Here is a 17310-nt window from a genome sequence, read left to right as displayed (position 1 = left end):
CTGTAAGCGTCCGCAGCAGCCATCCTCCACGCGGGCCACGCTGCGACAACCGGCGTAGGACCGGATGGGCCGTTCGTCCGGTCCGAAGGCGGCGCGAGCACTGCTGAAGTGACCCGGATCACGCATTGGCGCTCAGGCGTGAGGTAGGTCACGATGGGTGGAAGGAGGCGCTGGTGGCTGACCCGTGGCTCGCCCTGGAGTTCGGCGCGGATCCGGCGGAGCGGATCGCGCAGGTCGGTGCCGCCCACGAGGCGTTCCTCACCGCGGGCACCACAGGCGGCGTCCGTGAGGTGGTCGCCCGCTCCTGGGAGCGGTCCGCGCTGCTCGACCCGGAGGCCACCGCACCGGTCGACCTCACCGACGACGCGCTGGAGACCTACCGCGCCGCGCACCCGCTCGCCCGGGTGATGCCGCTCTTCCGCGACCTGCTCGGCGGCATCGCGCAGGACGGCGCGCACCTGATGGCGGTCTGCGACGCCGCCGGCCGGCTGCTCTGGGTGGAGGGCAACACCGGGGTGCTGCGGCACGCCGAGCGGATGAACTTCGTACCCGGCGCACGCTGGGACGAGGCGCACGCCGGCACCAACGCCCCCGGCACCGCCCTCGCCGTCGACCACGGCGTGCAGATCTTCGCCACCGAGCACTTCGTCCGGCCGGTGCAGCGCTGGACCTGCGCCGCCGCGCCGATCCACGACCCGGTCAGCGGCGCGCTGCTCGGCGCCGTCGACATCACCGGCGGGGACCATCTGGCCAGCCCGCAGAGCCTGGCACTGGTCCGGGCCACCGCCCGGGCCGCCGAGGCGTTCCTGGCCGGCGCCGCGCCCGCCGCGCCGGACGTGGCGTACGTGTCGGCGCTCGGCCGCGACGAGGCGGAGCTGCGCGTCGGCGGCCGGCGCATCCGGCTCGGCCGGCGGCACAGCGAACTGCTGGTGCTGCTCGTCGACCACCCCGAGGGGCGCACCGGGGAACAACTCGGCCTCGACCTCTACGGCGACGACAGGCGGCACCCGGTCACGCTGCGCGCCGAGCTGTCCCGGCTGCGCCGCGTGCTCGGCGAGGAACTGCTCGACTCCCGCCCGTACCGGCTGCGGCCGGCCGTCCGTGCCGACTTCCGTACCGTCACCGAACTGCTCGAACGTGGCGATCAGGCGGCGGCGCTGCGCGCGTACCGTGGGCCGCTCCTGCCCGGGTCGGACGCGCCGGGAGTGGCGCGGCTGCGCCGCCTGGTCGACGGCCAGTTGCGCGCCGCGGTGCTGGCCGGCGCCGACCCCGGTCTGATCGCCGCCTGGACCGCGACGGCGGCCGGGGCCGACGACCTCGCCGCCTGGCAGGCCCTGGCCCGGGCGCTGCCGCCGGGCACGCCGCGCCGGCCGCTCGCTGTCGCGCGGGCCCGCCAGCTCGCCGAGGAGTACGCGCTGCCGCGCGCAACGTTCCTGCAACGTCCCGGAAACTAGCCTGCCCGCCATCCACCCCAGACGGACGGCGGAGGTACCCATGACGCGCTACGACGCCCCCACCCACTGGCAGTCCCGCTACGACCACTACATCGGCGGCGAGTACGTGAAGCCGCACGGTGGCAAATACTTCGAGAACCCGACCCCGGTGACCGGGCAGACCTTCTGCGAGGTGGCCCGGGGCACCGCCGAGGACGTGGAGAAGGCGCTGGACGCGGCGCACGGCGCGGCCGACGCGTGGGGCCGCACGTCGGTCGCCGAGCGTTCGCTGATCCTCAACCGGATCGCCGACCGCATGCAGGACAACCTGGAGTCCCTGGCGATCGCCGAGACGTGGGAGAACGGCAAGCCGGTACGCGAGACGCTCGCCGCGGACATCCCGCTCGCCATCGACCACTTCCGCTACTTCGCCGGGGCGATCCGGGCGCAGGAGGGCTCGCTCGGCGAACTCGACGACGACACAGTGGCCTACCACTTCCACGAGCCGCTCGGCGTGGTCGGGCAGATCATCCCGTGGAACTTCCCGATCCTCATGGCGGTGTGGAAGCTCGCCCCGGCGCTCGCCGCCGGCAACGCGGTGGTGCTCAAGCCGGCCGAGCAGACGCCCGCCTCGATCCACTACCTGCTCTCGCTGATCGGCGACCTGCTGCCGCCGGGCGTGCTCAACGTGGTGAACGGCTTCGGCGTCGAGGCGGGCAAGCCGCTCGCGTCCTCGCCGCGGGTGGCGAAGGTGGCGTTCACCGGCGAGACCACCACCGGGCGGCTGATCATGCAGTACGCCAGCGAGAACATCAGGCCGGTCACGCTGGAGCTGGGCGGCAAGAGCCCGAACCTCTTCTTCGACGACGTCAGCGCCGCCTCCGACGACTTCCTGGACAAGGCGCTCGAAGGCTTCACCATGTTCGCGCTCAACCAGGGCGAGGTGTGCACCTGCCCGTCCCGGGCGCTCATCCAGCAGGGCCACTACTCCGACTTCCTGGCCGCCGCTGTGGACCGGACCCGGCAGATCAAGCAGGGGCACCCGCTGGACACCGACACGATGGTCGGCGCGCAGGCGTCCAACGACCAGCTGGAAAAGATCCTGTCCTACCTGGACATCGGGCGGCAGGAGGGCGCGAAGGTGCTGACCGGCGGCGAGCGGGCCGACCTCGGCGGCGAGCTGTCCGGCGGCTACTACGTCCAGCCGACGATCTTCGAGGGCGACAACTCGATGCGGATCTTCCAGGAGGAGATCTTCGGGCCGGTGGTGTCGGTGACGTCCTTCGCCGACCTGGACGACGCCGTGAAGATCGCCAACGACACGCTGTACGGGCTCGGCGCGGGCGTGTGGACCCGGGACCTCAACACCGCGTACCGGGCCGGGCGTGCGATTCAGGCCGGCCGGGTCTGGACGAACTGCTACCACGCCTATCCGGCGCACGCGGCGTTCGGCGGCTACAAGCAGTCCGGCATCGGCCGGGAGAACCACAAGATGATGCTGGAGCACTACCAGCAGACCAAGAACCTGCTGGTCAGCTACTCGCCGAAGAAGCTCGGCTTCTTCTGATGGGCGACCCGGTGACCCTGACCCCCGCGGCGGCCGACCTGATCCGGTCGCTGCGGGGGCAGCACGGCCCGCTGATGTTCCACCAGTCCGGCGGCTGCTGTGACGGCAGCGCCCCGATGTGCTACCCGGCCGGTGAGTTCCGTACCGGCGGCTCGGACGTGCTGCTCGCCTCGCTGGCGGTCGACGGCGTACCCGAGCCGGTGGAGTTCTGGATGTCCAAGGCCCAGTGGGAGTTGTGGCAGCACACCCGGCTCACCGTCGACGTGGTGCCCGGCCGGGGCAGCGGCTTCTCCCTGGAGGCCCCGGAGGGCGTCCGGTTCCTCATCCGGTCCCACCTGAACCGCTGATCTGTCCGAGATCTTGCAGCTCGCGGGCATCGCGGCGGTGGGATGCTGACGCCGTCCACTTCGGAGTCGCGTCCCACCACCGCCCGACAGGAGCCCGCCCATGCACCCGGTCCGACAGCCAGTGCTCGCCGCCGGCCTCACCGCCCTGGCCACCGCCGCCACGCTCGGGCTCGCGCCGGGCGCCGCCGTCGCCGCCCCGGCGGCCTCCCCCAGCATCTCCGTCAACTGGTTCGGCACGGCCGACAGGCAAGCGCACACCGCCACCGTCCGCGGCCGGTTCGACTGCGGCGCCGAGCGTGGCCTCGCGTACATCGAGGTGCACCTCGACCAGCGGCGCGGCGCGGTCACCGGTTTCGGGTTCGGCGTGATCGGCGCGTGCACCGACGAGCGCACCGCCGGCACCTGGACCGCGACCATCCCCGCCGACCAGGGCAGATTCCGTCCCGGCCCGGCCACGGTGATCGCCCGTCTGGTGATCGAGCCCAACTCCCTCACCGAAACCACCGAGCCCGTGCGCCTGCGCCCCCACTGCGCCCGCCCCTGACCGCGTCGGCGGCCTCCGGTCAGGCGATCTGCCGGAGGTCGTCGCCGTAGTCGAAGATGATCCGCAGCCGGGCTCCGAGGGCGTTGGCGTACCGGCTCAGCGTTGCCACCTCGTTGACGTCGAGGTCGCCGTTCTCGATCTGACTGACCCGGCCGGGCGTGACCCCCATGATCTCGGCCACCTGGCGCTGGGTCAGGCCCAGCCGCTTGCGCTCCTCGGCCAGGTGGAACGCGCTCACCCACGCGTCGGTCCGGGCGCGCTCCGCCTCGTACGCCTCGTCGTCGCCGCCGAGTTCGGCGCGGACCTCGTCCCAGTGATAGAACTCCGTCACGACTCCCCCCTTCGCTCGCGCTCGCTGTCGAGCCAAGCCTTGTAGGCAACCTCCGCCGCCGGGATGTGCTGCCGGTACCAGCGACTCCAGTCGCCTGCCTTGTTGCCGGCGACCAGGAGGACCGCCTGCGACCACGGATCGAAGACGAACAGCACCCGGATCGCCACGTCCCGACCGGAGCGGGGCCGCAGCTCCTTCAGATTACGGAGGCTGCTCCCGCGCAGCGTGTCAACGAGCGGGCGACCCAGCCCTGGCCCGACCTCGGCCAGCTTGTCCACCGCCACCCGGACGCTCTCGTACGACGCCGGGTCGTGGTCCCGCAGGTCGCGCAGCCAGTGCCGGACCTCTCCGGTGACCCGGACCGGCCAGCGCTTCCCGTCCGCACCCATGCCCCGACTATAGCCCGGGCTAAACACGCCGGGCTACCGATCAGCGGCCGTCCAGGAGCGGCTGGGTGGGGTTCCACGGGGTTCCGGTTTCGGCGTCGCGGCGTCGGCGGGCGATCGCGGACAGCGCCTCCAGCACCACCCGGTTGCCCAGGTAGGCGGTGATGTCGGCGTGGTCGTACGGCGGGGCGACCTCGACCACGTCCAACCCGACCACCGGCAGCTCGTAACAGACCCGGCGCACCGCGTCGAGCAGCTGCCGGGACGTGAACCCGCCCGGCTCGGGCGTGCCGGTGCCCGGCGCCATGCCCGGGTCGACCACGTCCACGTCGACGGAGAGGAAGACGCCCTCGCACTCGTCGGTCGCGATGCCGAACGCCTCGGTCAGGCAGGTGTCCAGTCCGCGCGCCACGATCTCGGTCATCTCGTACGAGCGCATCCGCTGCTCGGCCATCCACGCCAGCGTGTCGGGACCGGGCCAGTAGCCGCGCAGCCCGATCTGCAGGAAGCGGTCGCCGCGTACCGCGCCGGACTCGATGAGCCGCCGCATCGGCTGGCCGTGCCCGTGCAGCGAGCCGAACTCGACGTCGCCGGTGTCGGCGTGCGCGTCGAAGTGCACGAGCGACACCCGGCCGAGCCCGTGGTGCCGGGCCACCCCTGTCGCGTCCGGCAGCGCGATGGAGTGGTCGCCGCCGAGCACCACCGGGATCGCCCCGGCGGCGGCGACCGCGTGCACGGCGGTCTCCAGCGCAGCCAGTGAGCGCTCGATGTCGCCGCTGAACATTTCGACGTCCCCGGCGTCGTAGACGCACAGGTCCTTCAGCCCGTCCACGCGCAGCGCCAGCGACGGGCGGGATCCGTCGTGCGGCAGGTAGCAGGCCTGCCGGATGGCGGACGGCCCGAACCGGGTGCCGGGCCGGTGCGAGGTGCCGCCGCCGAACGGCGCACCGATGATCACCACGTCCGCGTCGGCGTACGTGACCGGCTCCTCGACGGTGCACGGCGGCACGCCGAGGAACGTGATGTCGGGACCGTACATCGGGCCGTACCGGGTCATCGTTCCTCCATCCCCCACGGCGAACCGTAGCCGGTGAGCAGGTCCAGGAAGGGGGTCGGCGGGAACGCCTCCGGGCCGAGCACGCCCGTGCCGGACCACGCGCCGGTGGCGAGCAGTTCCAGCGCGACGACCGGGTTCACGGCGGTCTGCCAGACCACCGCCTGGTGGCCGTACTCGCTCATCGACCACTCGTTGTCGACCACGTGGTAGAGGTAGACGCGGCGCGGCTGCCCGTCCGGGCCGGTGCCGGTGACGTACGTGCCGGCGCAGGTCTTGCCGCTCATCCGGTCGCCGAGCGTGGCCGGGTCCGGCAGCGCGGCGGCCACCAGGTCGCGCGGCGACACCTCGACGCCGCGTACCCGCACCGGCTCGGTCGAGTCGAGCCCGAGCTTGTGCAGCGTGCGCAGCACCTCGATGAACTCGGCGCCGAGGCCGTACTTGAAGGTGACCCGCTTCGCCTCGACCCAGCGCGGGATGAGCAGCACCTCCTCGTGCTCGACGTTGACGCACTCGACCGGGCCGATCCCGGCCGGGAAGTCGAACACCTCCGGCTCGCTGAACGGCTCGGTGGTGAACCAGCCGCGCCCGGCCTCCCAGATCACCGGCGGGTTGAGGCACTCCTCGATGGTGGTCCAGATGGAGAACGAGGGCGCGAAGTCGTACCCGGCGACTGTGAGGTTCGCGCCGTCGCGTACCCCGATCTCGTCGATCTCGGCGAACAGCTCGTCGGCGGCGTAGCGGGCGAAGACGTCGGACAGGCCCGGTTCGACGCCGATGCCGCACAGCGCGAGCCGCCCGGCGGCGGCCCACCGCTGCGCGACGGCGAACTGCTCGTCGCCGAGCTTGACCCCGGTCTCGGCGTAGGGACGCTCGGGGTGCGGCCGGGAAAGCGACATGGCCATGTCGAGGTAGTCGGCCCCGGCGGCGAACGCGCCGTCGAAGATCGGCATGACGAAGCGCGGGTCGACGGCGTTGAGCACGTGCGTGATGCGGTGTTCCCGGCACAGCGCGGCCACCGCGTCGGCGGAGGCGGCGTCCACTGTGGCGGCGACGAAGCGGTCGCCGTGCCCGGCGACCGCCCGCGCCGCACGCGCCGGGTCGTGGTCGGCGACCACCATGAGTTCGAAGAAGGAACGGCGGGCGGCGATGGATACGGCGGCGGAGCCGACGCCACCGGCGCCGACGAGGAGGATACGCATCAGGAGTCGAACCCCAGTCCAAGACGGTCGAGAGTACGGAGCCAGAGGTTGCGCTGACCGTCGCGCGCGTCGGCGCGGGCGAGCGACCAGCGGGTGAGGTTGATGCCCACGGACCGGGCCGGTTCCGGCGGGAACGGCAGCGGCTTGCTGCGTACCAGGTCGAGCCGGGTCAGCGGGGTGTCCGCGCCGGAGAGCAGGTCGAGCGTCACGCGGGCGCCGAACCGGGTCGCGCCGACGCCGAGCCCGGTGAACCCGGCCGCGTACGCCAGGCGTCCGGAGTAAGCGGTGCCGAAGAACGCGCAGAACCGGGTGCAGGTGTCGATGACGCCACCCCAGCGGTGGCTGAACCGCAGCCCGTCCAGTTGGGGGAAGGTTGCGAAGAAGTGCGAGGCCAGCGCGGCGAAGGTGGCCTCGCGCTGCTCCAGCGCGGGCGTCACCCGGTTGCCGTAGTGGTAGATCGCGTCGTAGCCGCCGAACAGGATCCGGTTGTCGGCGGTGAGCCGGTAGTAGTGGAACTGGTTGCCGGTGTCGGCGAGCCCTTGCCGGTGCCGCCAGCCGATCGCGTCGCGCTGCGCGGCGGTCAGCGGCTCGGTCATCAGCGCGTAGTCGTAGACCGGCACGACCCAGGAGCGCAGTCGGCGCAGCAGCGGCGGAAACGCGTTCGTGGCCAGCACGACCTGCCGCGCCCGGACCGCGCCGGGCGCCGCTTCCACGCCGCCCGCGGTGGTGGCGAGCAGCCCGGCGCCGTCGCGGGCCAGGCCGGTGACGCGGGTGTGCTCGTGCACGCGTACGCCCAGGTCGAGCGCGGCCCGGCGCAGTCCCCAGGCGAGCTTCGCGGGGTCGAGCAGGGCCACCCGGTCGGCGTCCCACATGCCGCCCAGGTACGTCGGCGACGCCACTTCGGCGCGTACCTCGTCGCGGTCGAGTAGTCGTACGTCGTGGCCGTACCGGCGGGCCAGGTCCGCGTCGGCGGCGAGCCCGTCGAGCTGGTACGGCTCGACCGCCACCGCCAGTTCACCGGTGCGTTCGAAGTCGCAGTCGATGTCGTACTTCGCCACCGTGGCGGCGATGGCGTCCAGGTTCTCCCGGCCCAGCCGTTCCAGCTCGTCGATCTCGCCGGGGAACCGCTCGACGCCGTTGGCGAGCCCGTGGGTGAGCGACGCGGCGCAGAACCCGCCGTTGCGCCCGGACGCCGCCCAGCCGCACGTGCCCGCGTCGACGAGCAGCACGTCGCGGTCCGGGTCGGCCTCCTTGGCCAGCAGCGCGGTCCACAGCCCGGCGTACCCGCCGCCGACCACGAGCAGGTCGGTGGCGTGCGACCTGGACAGCGGCGGCAGCGGGTCGGGCCGAACCGGGCGGTCCAGCCAGTACGACACGGGCGCGGCGTCGGCCAGCGCCCGGCCGGTATGCGGGAGTGTCATGGCTTGCCCGCAGGTGTGGCGACCACCGCGAGGGCGGCCCGTCGTGCCCGCCGCCCGCGCAGCGAGGTGGCGCCGACCAGCAGCAACGCGATCACGAACATCGCCGTGCCGATCACGTTGACCTGCGGCGGGATGCCCCGCTGGGAGGCGCCCCAGACGTACATCGGGAACGTGACTGTGGTGCCGGCGTTGAAGTTCGTGATGATGAAGTCGTCGAAGCTGAGCGAGAACGCCAGCAGCGCGGCGGCCACGATGCCGGGCAGCACGAGCGGCAGCGTGATTCTTCGGAACGTCTGCCACTCGCTGGCGTACAGGTCCATCGCGGCCTCCTCCAGCCGCCGGTCCATGCCGGAGAGCCGGGCCTTCACGGTGACCACGACGAACGACATGCAGAACATGACGTGCGCGATGACGATCGTCCAGAAGCCCTGCGGCACCCCGGCGGCGACGAAGAGGGCGAGCAGCGAGGTGCCCATCACCAGTTCCGGGGTGGCCATCGGCAGGAAGATCAGCCCGTTGAGCCCGGACCGGCCGCGGAAGCTGTGCCGGACCAGCGCGAACGCCATCAGCGTGCCGAGGATCGTGGAGGCGACTGTGGCGATCAGGCCGATCTGCATGCTGCGTACCACCGCGTCGCACATGTCCGAGGTGGCGCAGGGCTGCTTCCAGTTGTCGAGCGTGAACTCGTTGAAGTCGTAGGAGAGCCGGCTGGAGGGCCGGTTGAAGGAGAGCCCGGCGACCACCATGATCGGCAGCGTCAGGTAGCCGAGGACGAGCAGCGCCACACCCATCACCCACCGGTCGGCGAGCCAGCGCCTCGCTTTCACAGGACCTCCTCCGTGCCGGCCCGGCGCAGGTAGACGAAGACGATCGCCAGGATCGCGGCCATCAGCAGGAACGACAGCGCCGCGCCCTGCGGGTAGTCCAGCCGGACCAGGAACGCCGAGTCGATGACGTTGCCGATCATGTACTCGCTCGGGGTGCCGAGCAGTTCGGCGTTGATGTAGTCACCGGTGGCCGGGATGAAGAACAGCAGCGTGCCGGCGATCAGACCGGGCATCGACAGTGGCAGCGTGACCTTGGCGAACGCGCGCACCGGGCTCGCGTACAGGTCGCTCGCCGCCTCCAGCAGCCGGGGATCGAGCCGCTCCAGGCTCGCGTACAGCGGCAGCACCAGGAACGGCAGGAAGTTGTACGTCAGACCGAGCACCACGGCGACCGGGGTGGCAAGCAGCCGCCCGTCCGGTCCGAGCAGGTGCACGTCGCGCAGCAGCCCGACCAGCGCGCCGTTGTCCGACAGGATGGTCTTCCAGGCCAGCGTGCGCACCAGGAAGCTGGTGAACATCGGCGCGACCACGGCCACCAGCAGCAGGTTCTTCCACCGGCCGGCCTTCTGCGCGATCGCGTACGCCAGCGGGTAGCCCATCAGCAGCCCGAGCACCAGCGCGATGGCCGAGTAGAGGAAGGACCGGGAGAACTGCGGCCAGTACGCCTGCAACGCGTCCGGGTAGTTGCTGAACGCCCAGGTCATCGCGTACCCGGTGGAGAGCGAGCCGGCCGGGTCGTAGAGGCTGGCCGAGGCGAGCTGCACCAGCGGCAGCGCGAAGAACACGAGCAGCCAGGCCGCGCCGGGCAGCAGCAACAGGTACGGCAGGAGCCGGTTGCGCCCGCGCCGCACCGGCGGCGGCGCCGGTTTCCCGGCGGAGGTCGGTACGTGGGCCAGCGCGCTCATGCCGCCACTCCGCTTCGCTCCGTGCCGTCATGAGGCACCTTCGCGCTGAGCCTGCCGATTCGCTCGCTGCGCGCGCTCATGGCAGCGCACCCACCGGCGGCTCGTCGAGCAGCGGCGCGGTCTGGTCGTCCTCACCGGCCGTCCGGGGCAGCAGGAACGCGTGCCGGGGATCCCAGTGCGCGGTCACCGGCGTGCCGACCGCCAACTGACCACCCAGCCCGCTGTTCGCGGCGAACGCGGACAGCTCGCTGCCCCAGGCGGTGCGCACCAGGTACTGGGTGCTCACCCCGACGTAGGAGGCGTCGGTGACCACGCCACCGATGTGCTGGTGCCCGGCCGGCACCCCGTCCGGGCCCTCGGCCAGGTGCAGCTTCTCCGGACGTACGCCGAGGAAGCCCGGTCCGTCGGTGAGCCGGGCCCGGCCGGCGGGCACCGAGAAGCGCGCGCCGTGCGCCGTGACCAGCACGTCGTCGGCGGCGCGGCCGCCCGCCTCGGCGGCGAGCAGGTTGGACTGGCCGAGGAAGTTCGCGACGAACGCGGTGGCCGGGTATTCGTAGATGTCGGCGGGCGCGCCGAGCTGCTCGATCCGGCCGGCGTTCATCACAGCGACCGTGTCGGCCATCGTCATGGCCTCCTCCTGGTCGTGGGTGACGTGCACGAACGTGATGCCGACCTCGGTCTGGATCCGCTTCAGCTCGATCTGCATCTGCCGCCGCAGCTTCAGGTCGAGCGCGCCGAGCGGCTCGTCGAGCAACAGCACCTGCGGGTGGTTGATGAGCGCCCGGGCCAGCGCGACGCGCTGCTGCTGGCCGCCGGAGAGCTGGGCCGGCCGGCGGCGGCCGTACCCTTCGAGCTGGACCAGCGCGAGCATCCGCTCCACCTGGTCGCTCACCTTGCGGATGCCGCGGCGGCGCAGCCCGAACGCCACGTTCTCGTGGATGTCCAGGTGCGGGAAGAGCGCGTAGCTCTGGAACACGGTGTTGACCGGCCGCTTGTACGGCCGCAGCCCGGCGATGTCCTGCTCGCCGAGCAGCACCTTTCCGCTCGTGGGCTGCTCCAGCCCGGCGATCATCCGCAGTGTGGTGGTCTTGCCACAGCCGGACGCGCCGAGCAGGGCGAAGAACGAGCCCTGCGGGATGGTGAGGGTGAGGTCGTCGACGGCGGTGAAGACGCCGAACCGCTTGGTGAGGTCGACCAGTCGCAGGTCGCCGGCCGGGGTCTGCTGCCCCTTCACGCGCCGATCACCTGCTGGAACTTGGTCTCGTACTCCTTCTCCTGCGCTTCGTCGAGCGCCATGAAGACCTTGGCCTTCGACAGCATCGCGTCGTCCGGGAAGATCAGCGGGTTGGTGGCCAGATCCGGGTCGATCTTCTCCATCTCGGCCTGCGCGCCCTGCACCGGGCAGATGTAGTTGACGTACGCGGCCAGCTTCGCCGCCACCGCCGGGTCGTAGTAGTGGTTCATCAACGCCTCGGCGTTGGCCTTGTGGGTGGCCTTGTTCGGCACCAGCATGTTGTCCGACCAGAGCATCACGCCGGACTCGGGCACCACGAACTTGATCTTCTCGTCGTCGAAGCCGAGCTGGACCACGTCGCCGGACCAGCCGATGCACGCGGCGATGTCGCCCTTGGCCAGGTCGGGCGCGTAGTCGTTGCCGGTGAAGCGCCGGATCTGCTTGCTGTCCACGGCCTTCTTGAGCTTGTTCAGCGCGTCGTCGAACTGGGCCGAGGTGAACTTGGCCGGGTCGTGGCCGAGCGACTGGAGCAGCAGGCCGATGGTGTCGCGCATCTCCGACAGCACCGTCACCTTGCCCTTGAGATCGGGGCGGGTGAGCAGCTCGTCGACGGTGCGGATCTCCTTTGTGACGTTCGCGTTGTACGCGAGCCCGGCCAGCCCGGACTGCCACGGGACGGCGAGCTGGGTCTCGGCGTCGAAGGAGCGCCCGCGCAGCGACTGCAGCAGGTTCGCCTCGACGTTGGGCATCTTCGACTTGTCCAGCTTCTGCACCCAGCCGAGGCGGATCACCCGGGCCGCCATCCAGTCGGTGAGCACCATGATGTCCCGGCCGGTGCTCTGACAGGCGGCGAGCTGGTTGCGCACCTTGCCGAAGAACTCGTTGTTGTCGTTGACGTCCTCGGTGTACGTCACCTGGATACCTGTGGCCGCGACGAAGGCGTCGAGCGTGGGGCGCTTGGACTCGTCCTTCTCGTCGGTGTCCATGTACTGCGGCCAGTTCGAGAAGGCGACCTTCTTCTCGCTGCCGGACAGATCCTCGCTCTTGCACCCGGCTTCGGTCTGCTGGGCGCCCTTGGTCCCGCAGCCGGCCAGGGTGCCCGCAGTGGCGAGCAGCGCGGCCGAGCCGACGGTCCCGGTGAGCAGACCGCGCCGGGTGAGGGTCCGGAGGGGACTACGCATGTGACGACTCCTTGGGGGGCATCGTCGGCGGCGGGACGGGGGCGGCGCGCCGGCGGGAGGGTCAGTGGCGATGGACGACTGATCCTGACATGAGAAAACCTCTCTCACAAGGGATTCCGTTGCAGGAATAGCCAGTCGCCACGAAATACGCCAGACTGCGCGGGGCACTACGATCGATCCGGAGAATCGGACACGAGGAGCGTCGATGGTCAACCGACACCAGGAGAACTCCAACGGCGGCCGTCGGGTCACCGTGCGTGAAGGCTCCAATCACGCTCTGCTCGACGACGTGGCCAAGCAGATCATCGAGCAGCTCCAAGAGGACGGACGCCGCCCGTACGCGAGCATCGGCAAGGCGGTCGGGCTCTCCGAGGCGGCGGTACGCCAGCGGGTGCAGCGGCTGCTCGACGCGGGCGTCATGCAGATCGTGGCGGTCACCGATCCGCTCCAGCTCGGCTTCCCCCGCCAGGCCATGATCGGTCTGCGCACCGACGGCGACCTGGAGGCGGTGGCCGACCGGCTGGCCGAGTTCGAGGAGATCGACTACGTGGTGATCACCGCCGGCTCGTTCGACCTGCTGGCCGAGGTTGTCTGCCGCAACGACGCGCACCTGCTGGAGATCCTGCAGAAGCTGCGCGGCGTGCCCGGGGTGCTGTCCACCGAGGCGTTCGTCTACCTGAAGCTGCGCAAGCAGACCTACAGCTGGGGCACCGCCTGATGCGGATTCCGTTGACGCAGCACTGACGTGGCGCTGAATCCGTCGCGTTGAGGCTTGTTCACTTGCCTTATCGGCATCGCCTGTGGGATAACCGTGGGCAGAGCGGCCGGTGTCACCCCTGACCGGCCCGAGACCCGATGGGGCTGACATGGCCAACGCCACCGACCACCTGTGGATGCACTTCACCCGCATGGCGAGCTACCCCGCCGGCGAGGTTCCGACAATCGTCCGGGGCGAGGGCGCGTACGTCTGGGACGCACAGGGCCGCCGCTACCTGGACGGGCTGGCCGGGCTGTTCGTCGTCAACGCCGGCCACGGCCGCGCCGAGCTGGCCGAGGCCGCCGCCAAGCAGGCCGGCGAGCTGGCCTACTTCCCGCTCTGGTCGTACGCCCACCCGAAGGCCGTCGAGCTGGCCGAGAAGATCGCCACGCTCACGCCCGGCGACCTGAACCGGGTCTTCTTCACCACCGGCGGCTCGGAGGCCGTCGAGGCGGCGTGGAAGCTGGCCCGGGCCTACTTCAAGCGCACCGGCAAGCCCACCAAGCACAAGGTGGTCAGCCGCTACATCGCCTACCACGGCACCTCGATGGGCGCGCTGTCGATCACCGGCCTGCCCGGCATCAAGACCGACTTCGAACCGCTGGTCCCGGGCGGCATCAAGGTGCCGAACACCAACTTCTACCGGGCCCCCGAGCACGGCGACGACGCCGAGGCGTTCGGCCGGTGGGCCGCCGAGGAGATCGGCCGGGCGATCGAGCGGGAGGGGCCGGAGACGGTCGCCGCCGTGTTCCTGGAGCCGGTGCAGAACTCCGGCGGCTGCTTCCCGCCGCCGCCCGGCTACTTCGAGCGGGTACGCGAGATCTGCGACGCGTACGACGTGCTGCTGGTCAGCGACGAGGTGATCTGCTCCTGGGGCCGGCTCGGCGAGTACTTCGGCGCAGTCCGGTACGGCTACCAGCCGGACATCATCACCACCGCCAAGGGCATCACGTCCGGCTACGCCCCGCTCGGCGCGATGATCGCCAGCGAGCGGCTGATGGAGCCGTTCCTCACCGAGACCGGCATGTTCGCGCACGGCGTGACGTTCGGCGGCCACCCGGTCTCCTGCGCGGTCGCGCTGGCCAACCTGGAGGTGTTCGCCCGGGAGGACCTGATCGGGCACGTCCGGGCCAACGAGGGCGCGTTCCGGTCCACCCTGGAGAAACTGTACGACCTGCCGATCGTCGGCGACGTACGCGGCGACGGCTACTTCTACGGCATCGAGCTGGTCAAGGACAAGACGACGCGGGAGACGTTCGACGAGGCCGAGTCGGAGCGGCTGCTGCGCGGCTTCCTCTCCACCGCGCTGTTCGACGCCGGGCTCTACTGCCGGGCCGACGACCGGGGCGACCCGGTGGTGCAGCTCGCCCCGCCGCTGATCGCCGACCAGCAGCACTTCGACGAGATCGAGCAGATCCTGCGCGCGGTGCTGACCGAGGCGTGGTCCCGGCTCTGAGCCGATGACGGGCTACCAGCACCTGTCGTACTGGCTGTCCAGCCTGGACGAGCCGCTGACACCGCGACCCGGGTTGCCCGGCGACACGGACGCCGACGTGGCGATCGTGGGCGCCGGGTACACCGGGCTGTGGACGGCCTGGTACCTGGCCGAGGCCGACCCCACGCTGCGCGTCGTCGTGCTGGAGCGGGAGATCGCCGGGTACGGCGCATCCGGGCGCAACGGCGGCTGGTGCTCCGCGCTGTTCCCCACCTCGCTGCCGGCGCTGGCCCGGCGCCACGGCCGGGACCGGGCGCTCGCGCTGCAACGGGCCATGCACGACACGGTCGGCGAGGTGGGCCGGGTCGCCGCCGCCGAGGGCATCGACTGCGACTGGCGGGCCGGCGGCACTGTGACACTGGCCCGCAGCGAGGCCCAGCTCGGCCGGGCCCGCGCCGAGGTGGCCCAGGCCCACGCGCACGGGCTCACCGACGACGACCTGACGCTGCTCGACGCCGCCGAGGCCGCCGCGCGGTGCGACGCCGAGGGGGTACGCGGCGGCACGTACACCCCGCACTGCGCGGCCGTGCACCCGGCGAAGCTGGTCCGGGGCCTGGCCCGGGCGGTGGAACGCCGGGGCGTACGCATCCACGAGCGCACCCCGGTGACCGCGCTGCGGCCGGGCGCGGCGGTGACAGCGGCGGGCGTGGTCCGGGCGCCGGTGGTGGTCCGCGCGACGGAGGGCTACACGCCGGGGCTACCAGGCCAGCGGCGGACGGTGGCGCCTGTCTACTCGCTGATGGTGGCCACGCCGCCGCTGCCCGAGGCGACCTGGGCGCGGATCGGGTTGGCGGAGCGGGAGACGTTCTCCGACTACCGGCACGTCATCGTGTACGGCCAGCGCACCGCCGACGGCCGGCTCGCGTTCGGCGGGCGGGGCGCGCCCTACCACTACGCCTCCCGGGTCCGGCCCGGCTTCGACCGGGAGCCCCTGGTGTTCGCGGCGTTGCGCCGCACGCTCGGCGAGCTGTTCCCGGCGCTCGGGCCGGACGTGCCGGTGACGCACGCCTGGGGCGGGCCGCTCGGCGTGGCCCGCGACTGGGCCGCGTCGGTGGGGCTGGACCGCCGCACCGGGCTCGCCTGGGCCGGCGGGTACGTCGGTGACGGCGTCGGCACCAGCAACCTCGCCGGCCGTACGCTCGCCGACCTGATCCGTGGCGTGGACAGCGACCTCACGGCGCTGCCCTGGGTGGGCCACCGCTCCCCGCGCTGGGAACCGGAACCGCTGCGCTGGCTCGCGGTGAACGCCGGCCTCCGGGTGATGTCCTCAGCCGACCGGAGAGAGCACCGGACGGCCCGCCCGTCCCGCCGAGCCGATCTCTTCAACCGCTTCCTGGGCCACTGACCGCACCCGGCTCCACGCCCCGTTGATCATGAAGTTGGCGGCACTCAGGGAGATCGAAAACGCCGTCAACTCGGGGAAGTGGTGGGTCCGGGCGCTGGGTGCGCCCTGGGGTTCGTGATCGACACCAGTTCGGGGTGGTGGTGGGGTCCGGGTGGATTGGATGGCGCCACATCCCCGTACTGGTGTTGACCTTGGCCTAGCCGGACGCATGTGGCCGACCAGCGCGACCTTCATGATCGACCGATGGAGGGCCGTGGTCTGGGCGGGGTCGGTCAGTGGTGGGGCGGGATCACCCGGAGGTGACCGCGGCGGCCCTGCTGGGGGGTCTGGGGCTTGGTGCCGGGCTCGTCCTCGGGAGGGCGGGGCGGGGCCGGGCGGGCGGCCTCGCGGACCGCCTCGGCCAGCGCCACCAGGTCGTCCGTGGTGGGCGGCGGCGGCTCGAACTCGCCCTCGTGCCGCACCACGTCCCAGCCGCGCGGGGCGGTCAGGCTGCGGGCGTGCGGCTCACACAGGTCGTACGTGTGCGGTTCGGCGAACGCGGCGAGCGGGCCCACCACCGCTGTCGACTCGTTGTAGACATAGGTCAATGTGGCGACCGCTTGCCGGGGGCAGCCGTTACGGGAGCAGCGCCGTGGTGACCTCACGGCGGCAGGGTATCCCCATTACCGGGTCCGGCGCACTGCTTCGCGTTACGACACGCCCGTCATGGTGATCACAATTCCTCCGTCCGGCGCACCGGCGCGCCGGACGGCCGCGCGACGGCGGGCGGGCCGCCGCCCCGGGCTACCCTGTCCGTCATGACGAGCCCGCAGAACCGCCGCCCCGGCTCCGGCCGGCGCACCCACCGCGACCGGCACGGTCGCGGGTTGCGCGGGCGGCTGGTGCCGGCCACCGTCCCGCTGGCCCGGACGAAGGCCGAGGTCTTCGACGACCTGGTGCTCGACACGGTGGAGACGCTCGAACGCCGGTTCGCCAAGGAGCTGGCCGGGGTGGAGTTCGCGGTCGAGGACGTTCCGCCGGACCTGAACGTCTACGACTCGGACGTGCTGGAGGACGGCGAGGTGCCGCTCGCCCGGCTGCTGCCCGGGCGGCCCGGCCGCCAAGAGGTGCCGCCGCGGATCGTGCTCTACCGGCGGCCGCTGGAGTTCCGCGCGATGGACCGCGAGGACCTCGCCGACCTGGTCCACGACGTGATCATCGAGCAGGTGGCGAACCTGCTCGGGGTGGACCCGGACGAGCTGGCCTGACCCCCGTCGGGCGGTCGTCCCGCTGCTGGTTGCG

The 17310-nt window shown here is 71.8% G+C and carries 18 protein-coding genes; 8 read left to right on the top strand and 10 right to left on the bottom strand.

Annotated elements, in window-relative coordinates:
- Window positions 1-173 precede the first annotated feature (173 nt).
- From FHU28_RS07795 to FHU28_RS07780, 4 genes are all read left to right on the top strand, one after another.
- Complete coding sequence (locus FHU28_RS07795; RefSeq protein WP_184682292.1) at window positions 174-1454, top strand: sigma-54-dependent transcriptional regulator family protein; 1281 nt, start codon at window positions 174-176, stop codon at window positions 1452-1454.
- 40 nt (window positions 1455-1494) lie between these two features.
- A complete protein-coding gene (gene adh, locus FHU28_RS07790; RefSeq protein ID WP_184682288.1) occupies window positions 1495-3000 on the top strand; it encodes an aldehyde dehydrogenase in 1506 nt (501 codons plus the stop codon).
- Complete coding sequence (locus FHU28_RS07785; RefSeq protein WP_184682286.1) at window positions 3000-3347, top strand: DUF779 domain-containing protein; 348 nt, start codon at window positions 3000-3002, stop codon at window positions 3345-3347. Before adh ends, FHU28_RS07785 begins: the two co-directional genes overlap by 1 nt.
- Before the next feature lie 100 nt (window positions 3348-3447).
- Window positions 3448-3891: a hypothetical protein gene (locus FHU28_RS07780; RefSeq protein WP_184682283.1), complete on the top strand. Its 444-nt coding sequence runs from the start codon at window positions 3448-3450 to the stop codon at window positions 3889-3891.
- Window positions 3892-3910: 19 nt separating this feature from the next.
- Here the strand turns inward: FHU28_RS07780 and FHU28_RS07775 are convergent, their stop codons facing one another.
- The 9 genes from FHU28_RS07775 to FHU28_RS07735 all read right to left on the bottom strand — a co-directional run bounded on the left by FHU28_RS07775 (window position 3911) and on the right by FHU28_RS07735 (window position 12432).
- Window positions 3911-4222 carry a helix-turn-helix domain-containing protein gene (locus tag FHU28_RS07775; RefSeq protein ID WP_013284175.1) on the bottom strand — a complete coding sequence of 104 codons (312 nt, stop codon included), beginning with the start codon at window positions 4220-4222 and terminating at the stop codon, window positions 3911-3913.
- Entirely contained in the window at window positions 4219-4611 is a 393-nt protein-coding gene (locus FHU28_RS07770; protein ID WP_184682280.1) for a type II toxin-antitoxin system RelE/ParE family toxin, read from the bottom strand. Before FHU28_RS07770 ends, FHU28_RS07775 begins: the two co-directional genes overlap by 4 nt.
- Window positions 4612-4651: 40 nt before the next feature.
- Window positions 4652-5665: an agmatinase gene (gene speB, locus FHU28_RS07765; RefSeq protein WP_184682277.1), complete on the bottom strand. Its 1014-nt coding sequence runs from the start codon at window positions 5663-5665 to the stop codon at window positions 4652-4654.
- On the bottom strand, window positions 5662-6864 hold the full coding sequence (locus FHU28_RS07760) for a saccharopine dehydrogenase family protein (RefSeq protein ID WP_184682275.1): 1203 nt from the start codon (window positions 6862-6864) through the stop codon (window positions 5662-5664). The genes speB and FHU28_RS07760 overlap by 4 nt, the downstream gene beginning before the upstream one ends.
- The gene (locus FHU28_RS07755; RefSeq protein ID WP_184682265.1) at window positions 6864-8285 is read right to left on the bottom strand and encodes an NAD(P)/FAD-dependent oxidoreductase; all 1422 of its coding nucleotides are present in this window, start codon (window positions 8283-8285) and stop codon (window positions 6864-6866) included. Before FHU28_RS07755 ends, FHU28_RS07760 begins: the two co-directional genes overlap by 1 nt.
- The gene (locus FHU28_RS07750) at window positions 8282-9112 is read right to left on the bottom strand and encodes an ABC transporter permease (protein ID WP_311773537.1); all 831 of its coding nucleotides are present in this window, start codon (window positions 9110-9112) and stop codon (window positions 8282-8284) included. The genes FHU28_RS07755 and FHU28_RS07750 overlap by 4 nt, the downstream gene beginning before the upstream one ends.
- Entirely contained in the window at window positions 9109-10017 is a 909-nt protein-coding gene (locus FHU28_RS07745; RefSeq protein WP_184682262.1) for an ABC transporter permease, read from the bottom strand. Before FHU28_RS07745 ends, FHU28_RS07750 begins: the two co-directional genes overlap by 4 nt.
- Window positions 10018-10093: 76 nt before the next feature.
- Window positions 10094-11251, bottom strand: coding sequence for an ABC transporter ATP-binding protein (locus FHU28_RS07740; protein WP_184682259.1), 1158 nt, complete (start codon window positions 11249-11251; stop codon window positions 10094-10096).
- Window positions 11248-12432, bottom strand: a complete 1185-nt coding sequence (locus FHU28_RS07735; protein ID WP_184682256.1) for a polyamine ABC transporter substrate-binding protein — start codon at window positions 12430-12432, stop codon at window positions 11248-11250. The genes FHU28_RS07740 and FHU28_RS07735 overlap by 4 nt, the downstream gene beginning before the upstream one ends.
- 205 nt (window positions 12433-12637) lie before the next feature.
- On the opposite strand from FHU28_RS07735, the gene FHU28_RS07730 reads away from it, so the two are divergent.
- The 3 genes from FHU28_RS07730 (at window position 12638) to FHU28_RS07720 (ending at window position 16029) form a co-directional block, all read left to right on the top strand.
- Window positions 12638-13150: an Lrp/AsnC family transcriptional regulator gene (locus FHU28_RS07730; protein ID WP_116504136.1), complete on the top strand. Its 513-nt coding sequence runs from the start codon at window positions 12638-12640 to the stop codon at window positions 13148-13150.
- Between the two features lie 148 nt (window positions 13151-13298).
- Window positions 13299-14645, top strand: coding sequence for an aspartate aminotransferase family protein (locus tag FHU28_RS07725; RefSeq protein ID WP_073824804.1), 1347 nt, complete (start codon window positions 13299-13301; stop codon window positions 14643-14645).
- 4 nt (window positions 14646-14649) lie between these two features.
- Window positions 14650-16029, top strand: coding sequence for an NAD(P)/FAD-dependent oxidoreductase (locus FHU28_RS07720; RefSeq protein WP_184682254.1), 1380 nt, complete (start codon window positions 14650-14652; stop codon window positions 16027-16029).
- 272 nt (window positions 16030-16301) lie between these two features.
- Here FHU28_RS07720 and FHU28_RS07715 read toward each other — a convergent pair whose 3' ends face one another.
- The gene (locus FHU28_RS07715; RefSeq protein ID WP_073824812.1) at window positions 16302-16673 is read right to left on the bottom strand and encodes a DUF3499 domain-containing protein; all 372 of its coding nucleotides are present in this window, start codon (window positions 16671-16673) and stop codon (window positions 16302-16304) included.
- Window positions 16674-16826: 153 nt separating this feature from the next.
- Between FHU28_RS07715 and FHU28_RS07710 the strand changes: the two genes are divergently transcribed.
- Window positions 16827-17276 carry a metallopeptidase family protein gene (locus tag FHU28_RS07710; protein ID WP_018787548.1) on the top strand — a complete coding sequence of 150 codons (450 nt, stop codon included), beginning with the start codon at window positions 16827-16829 and terminating at the stop codon, window positions 17274-17276.
- Window positions 17277-17310 lie beyond the last annotated feature (34 nt).

This window comes from Micromonospora echinospora, from assembly GCF_014203425.1.
Taxonomy (GTDB): domain Bacteria; phylum Actinomycetota; class Actinomycetes; order Mycobacteriales; family Micromonosporaceae; genus Micromonospora; species Micromonospora echinospora_A.
The sequence above is the reverse complement of the archived record's forward strand: the minus strand, read 5'-3'. Positions and strand labels throughout refer to the sequence as shown.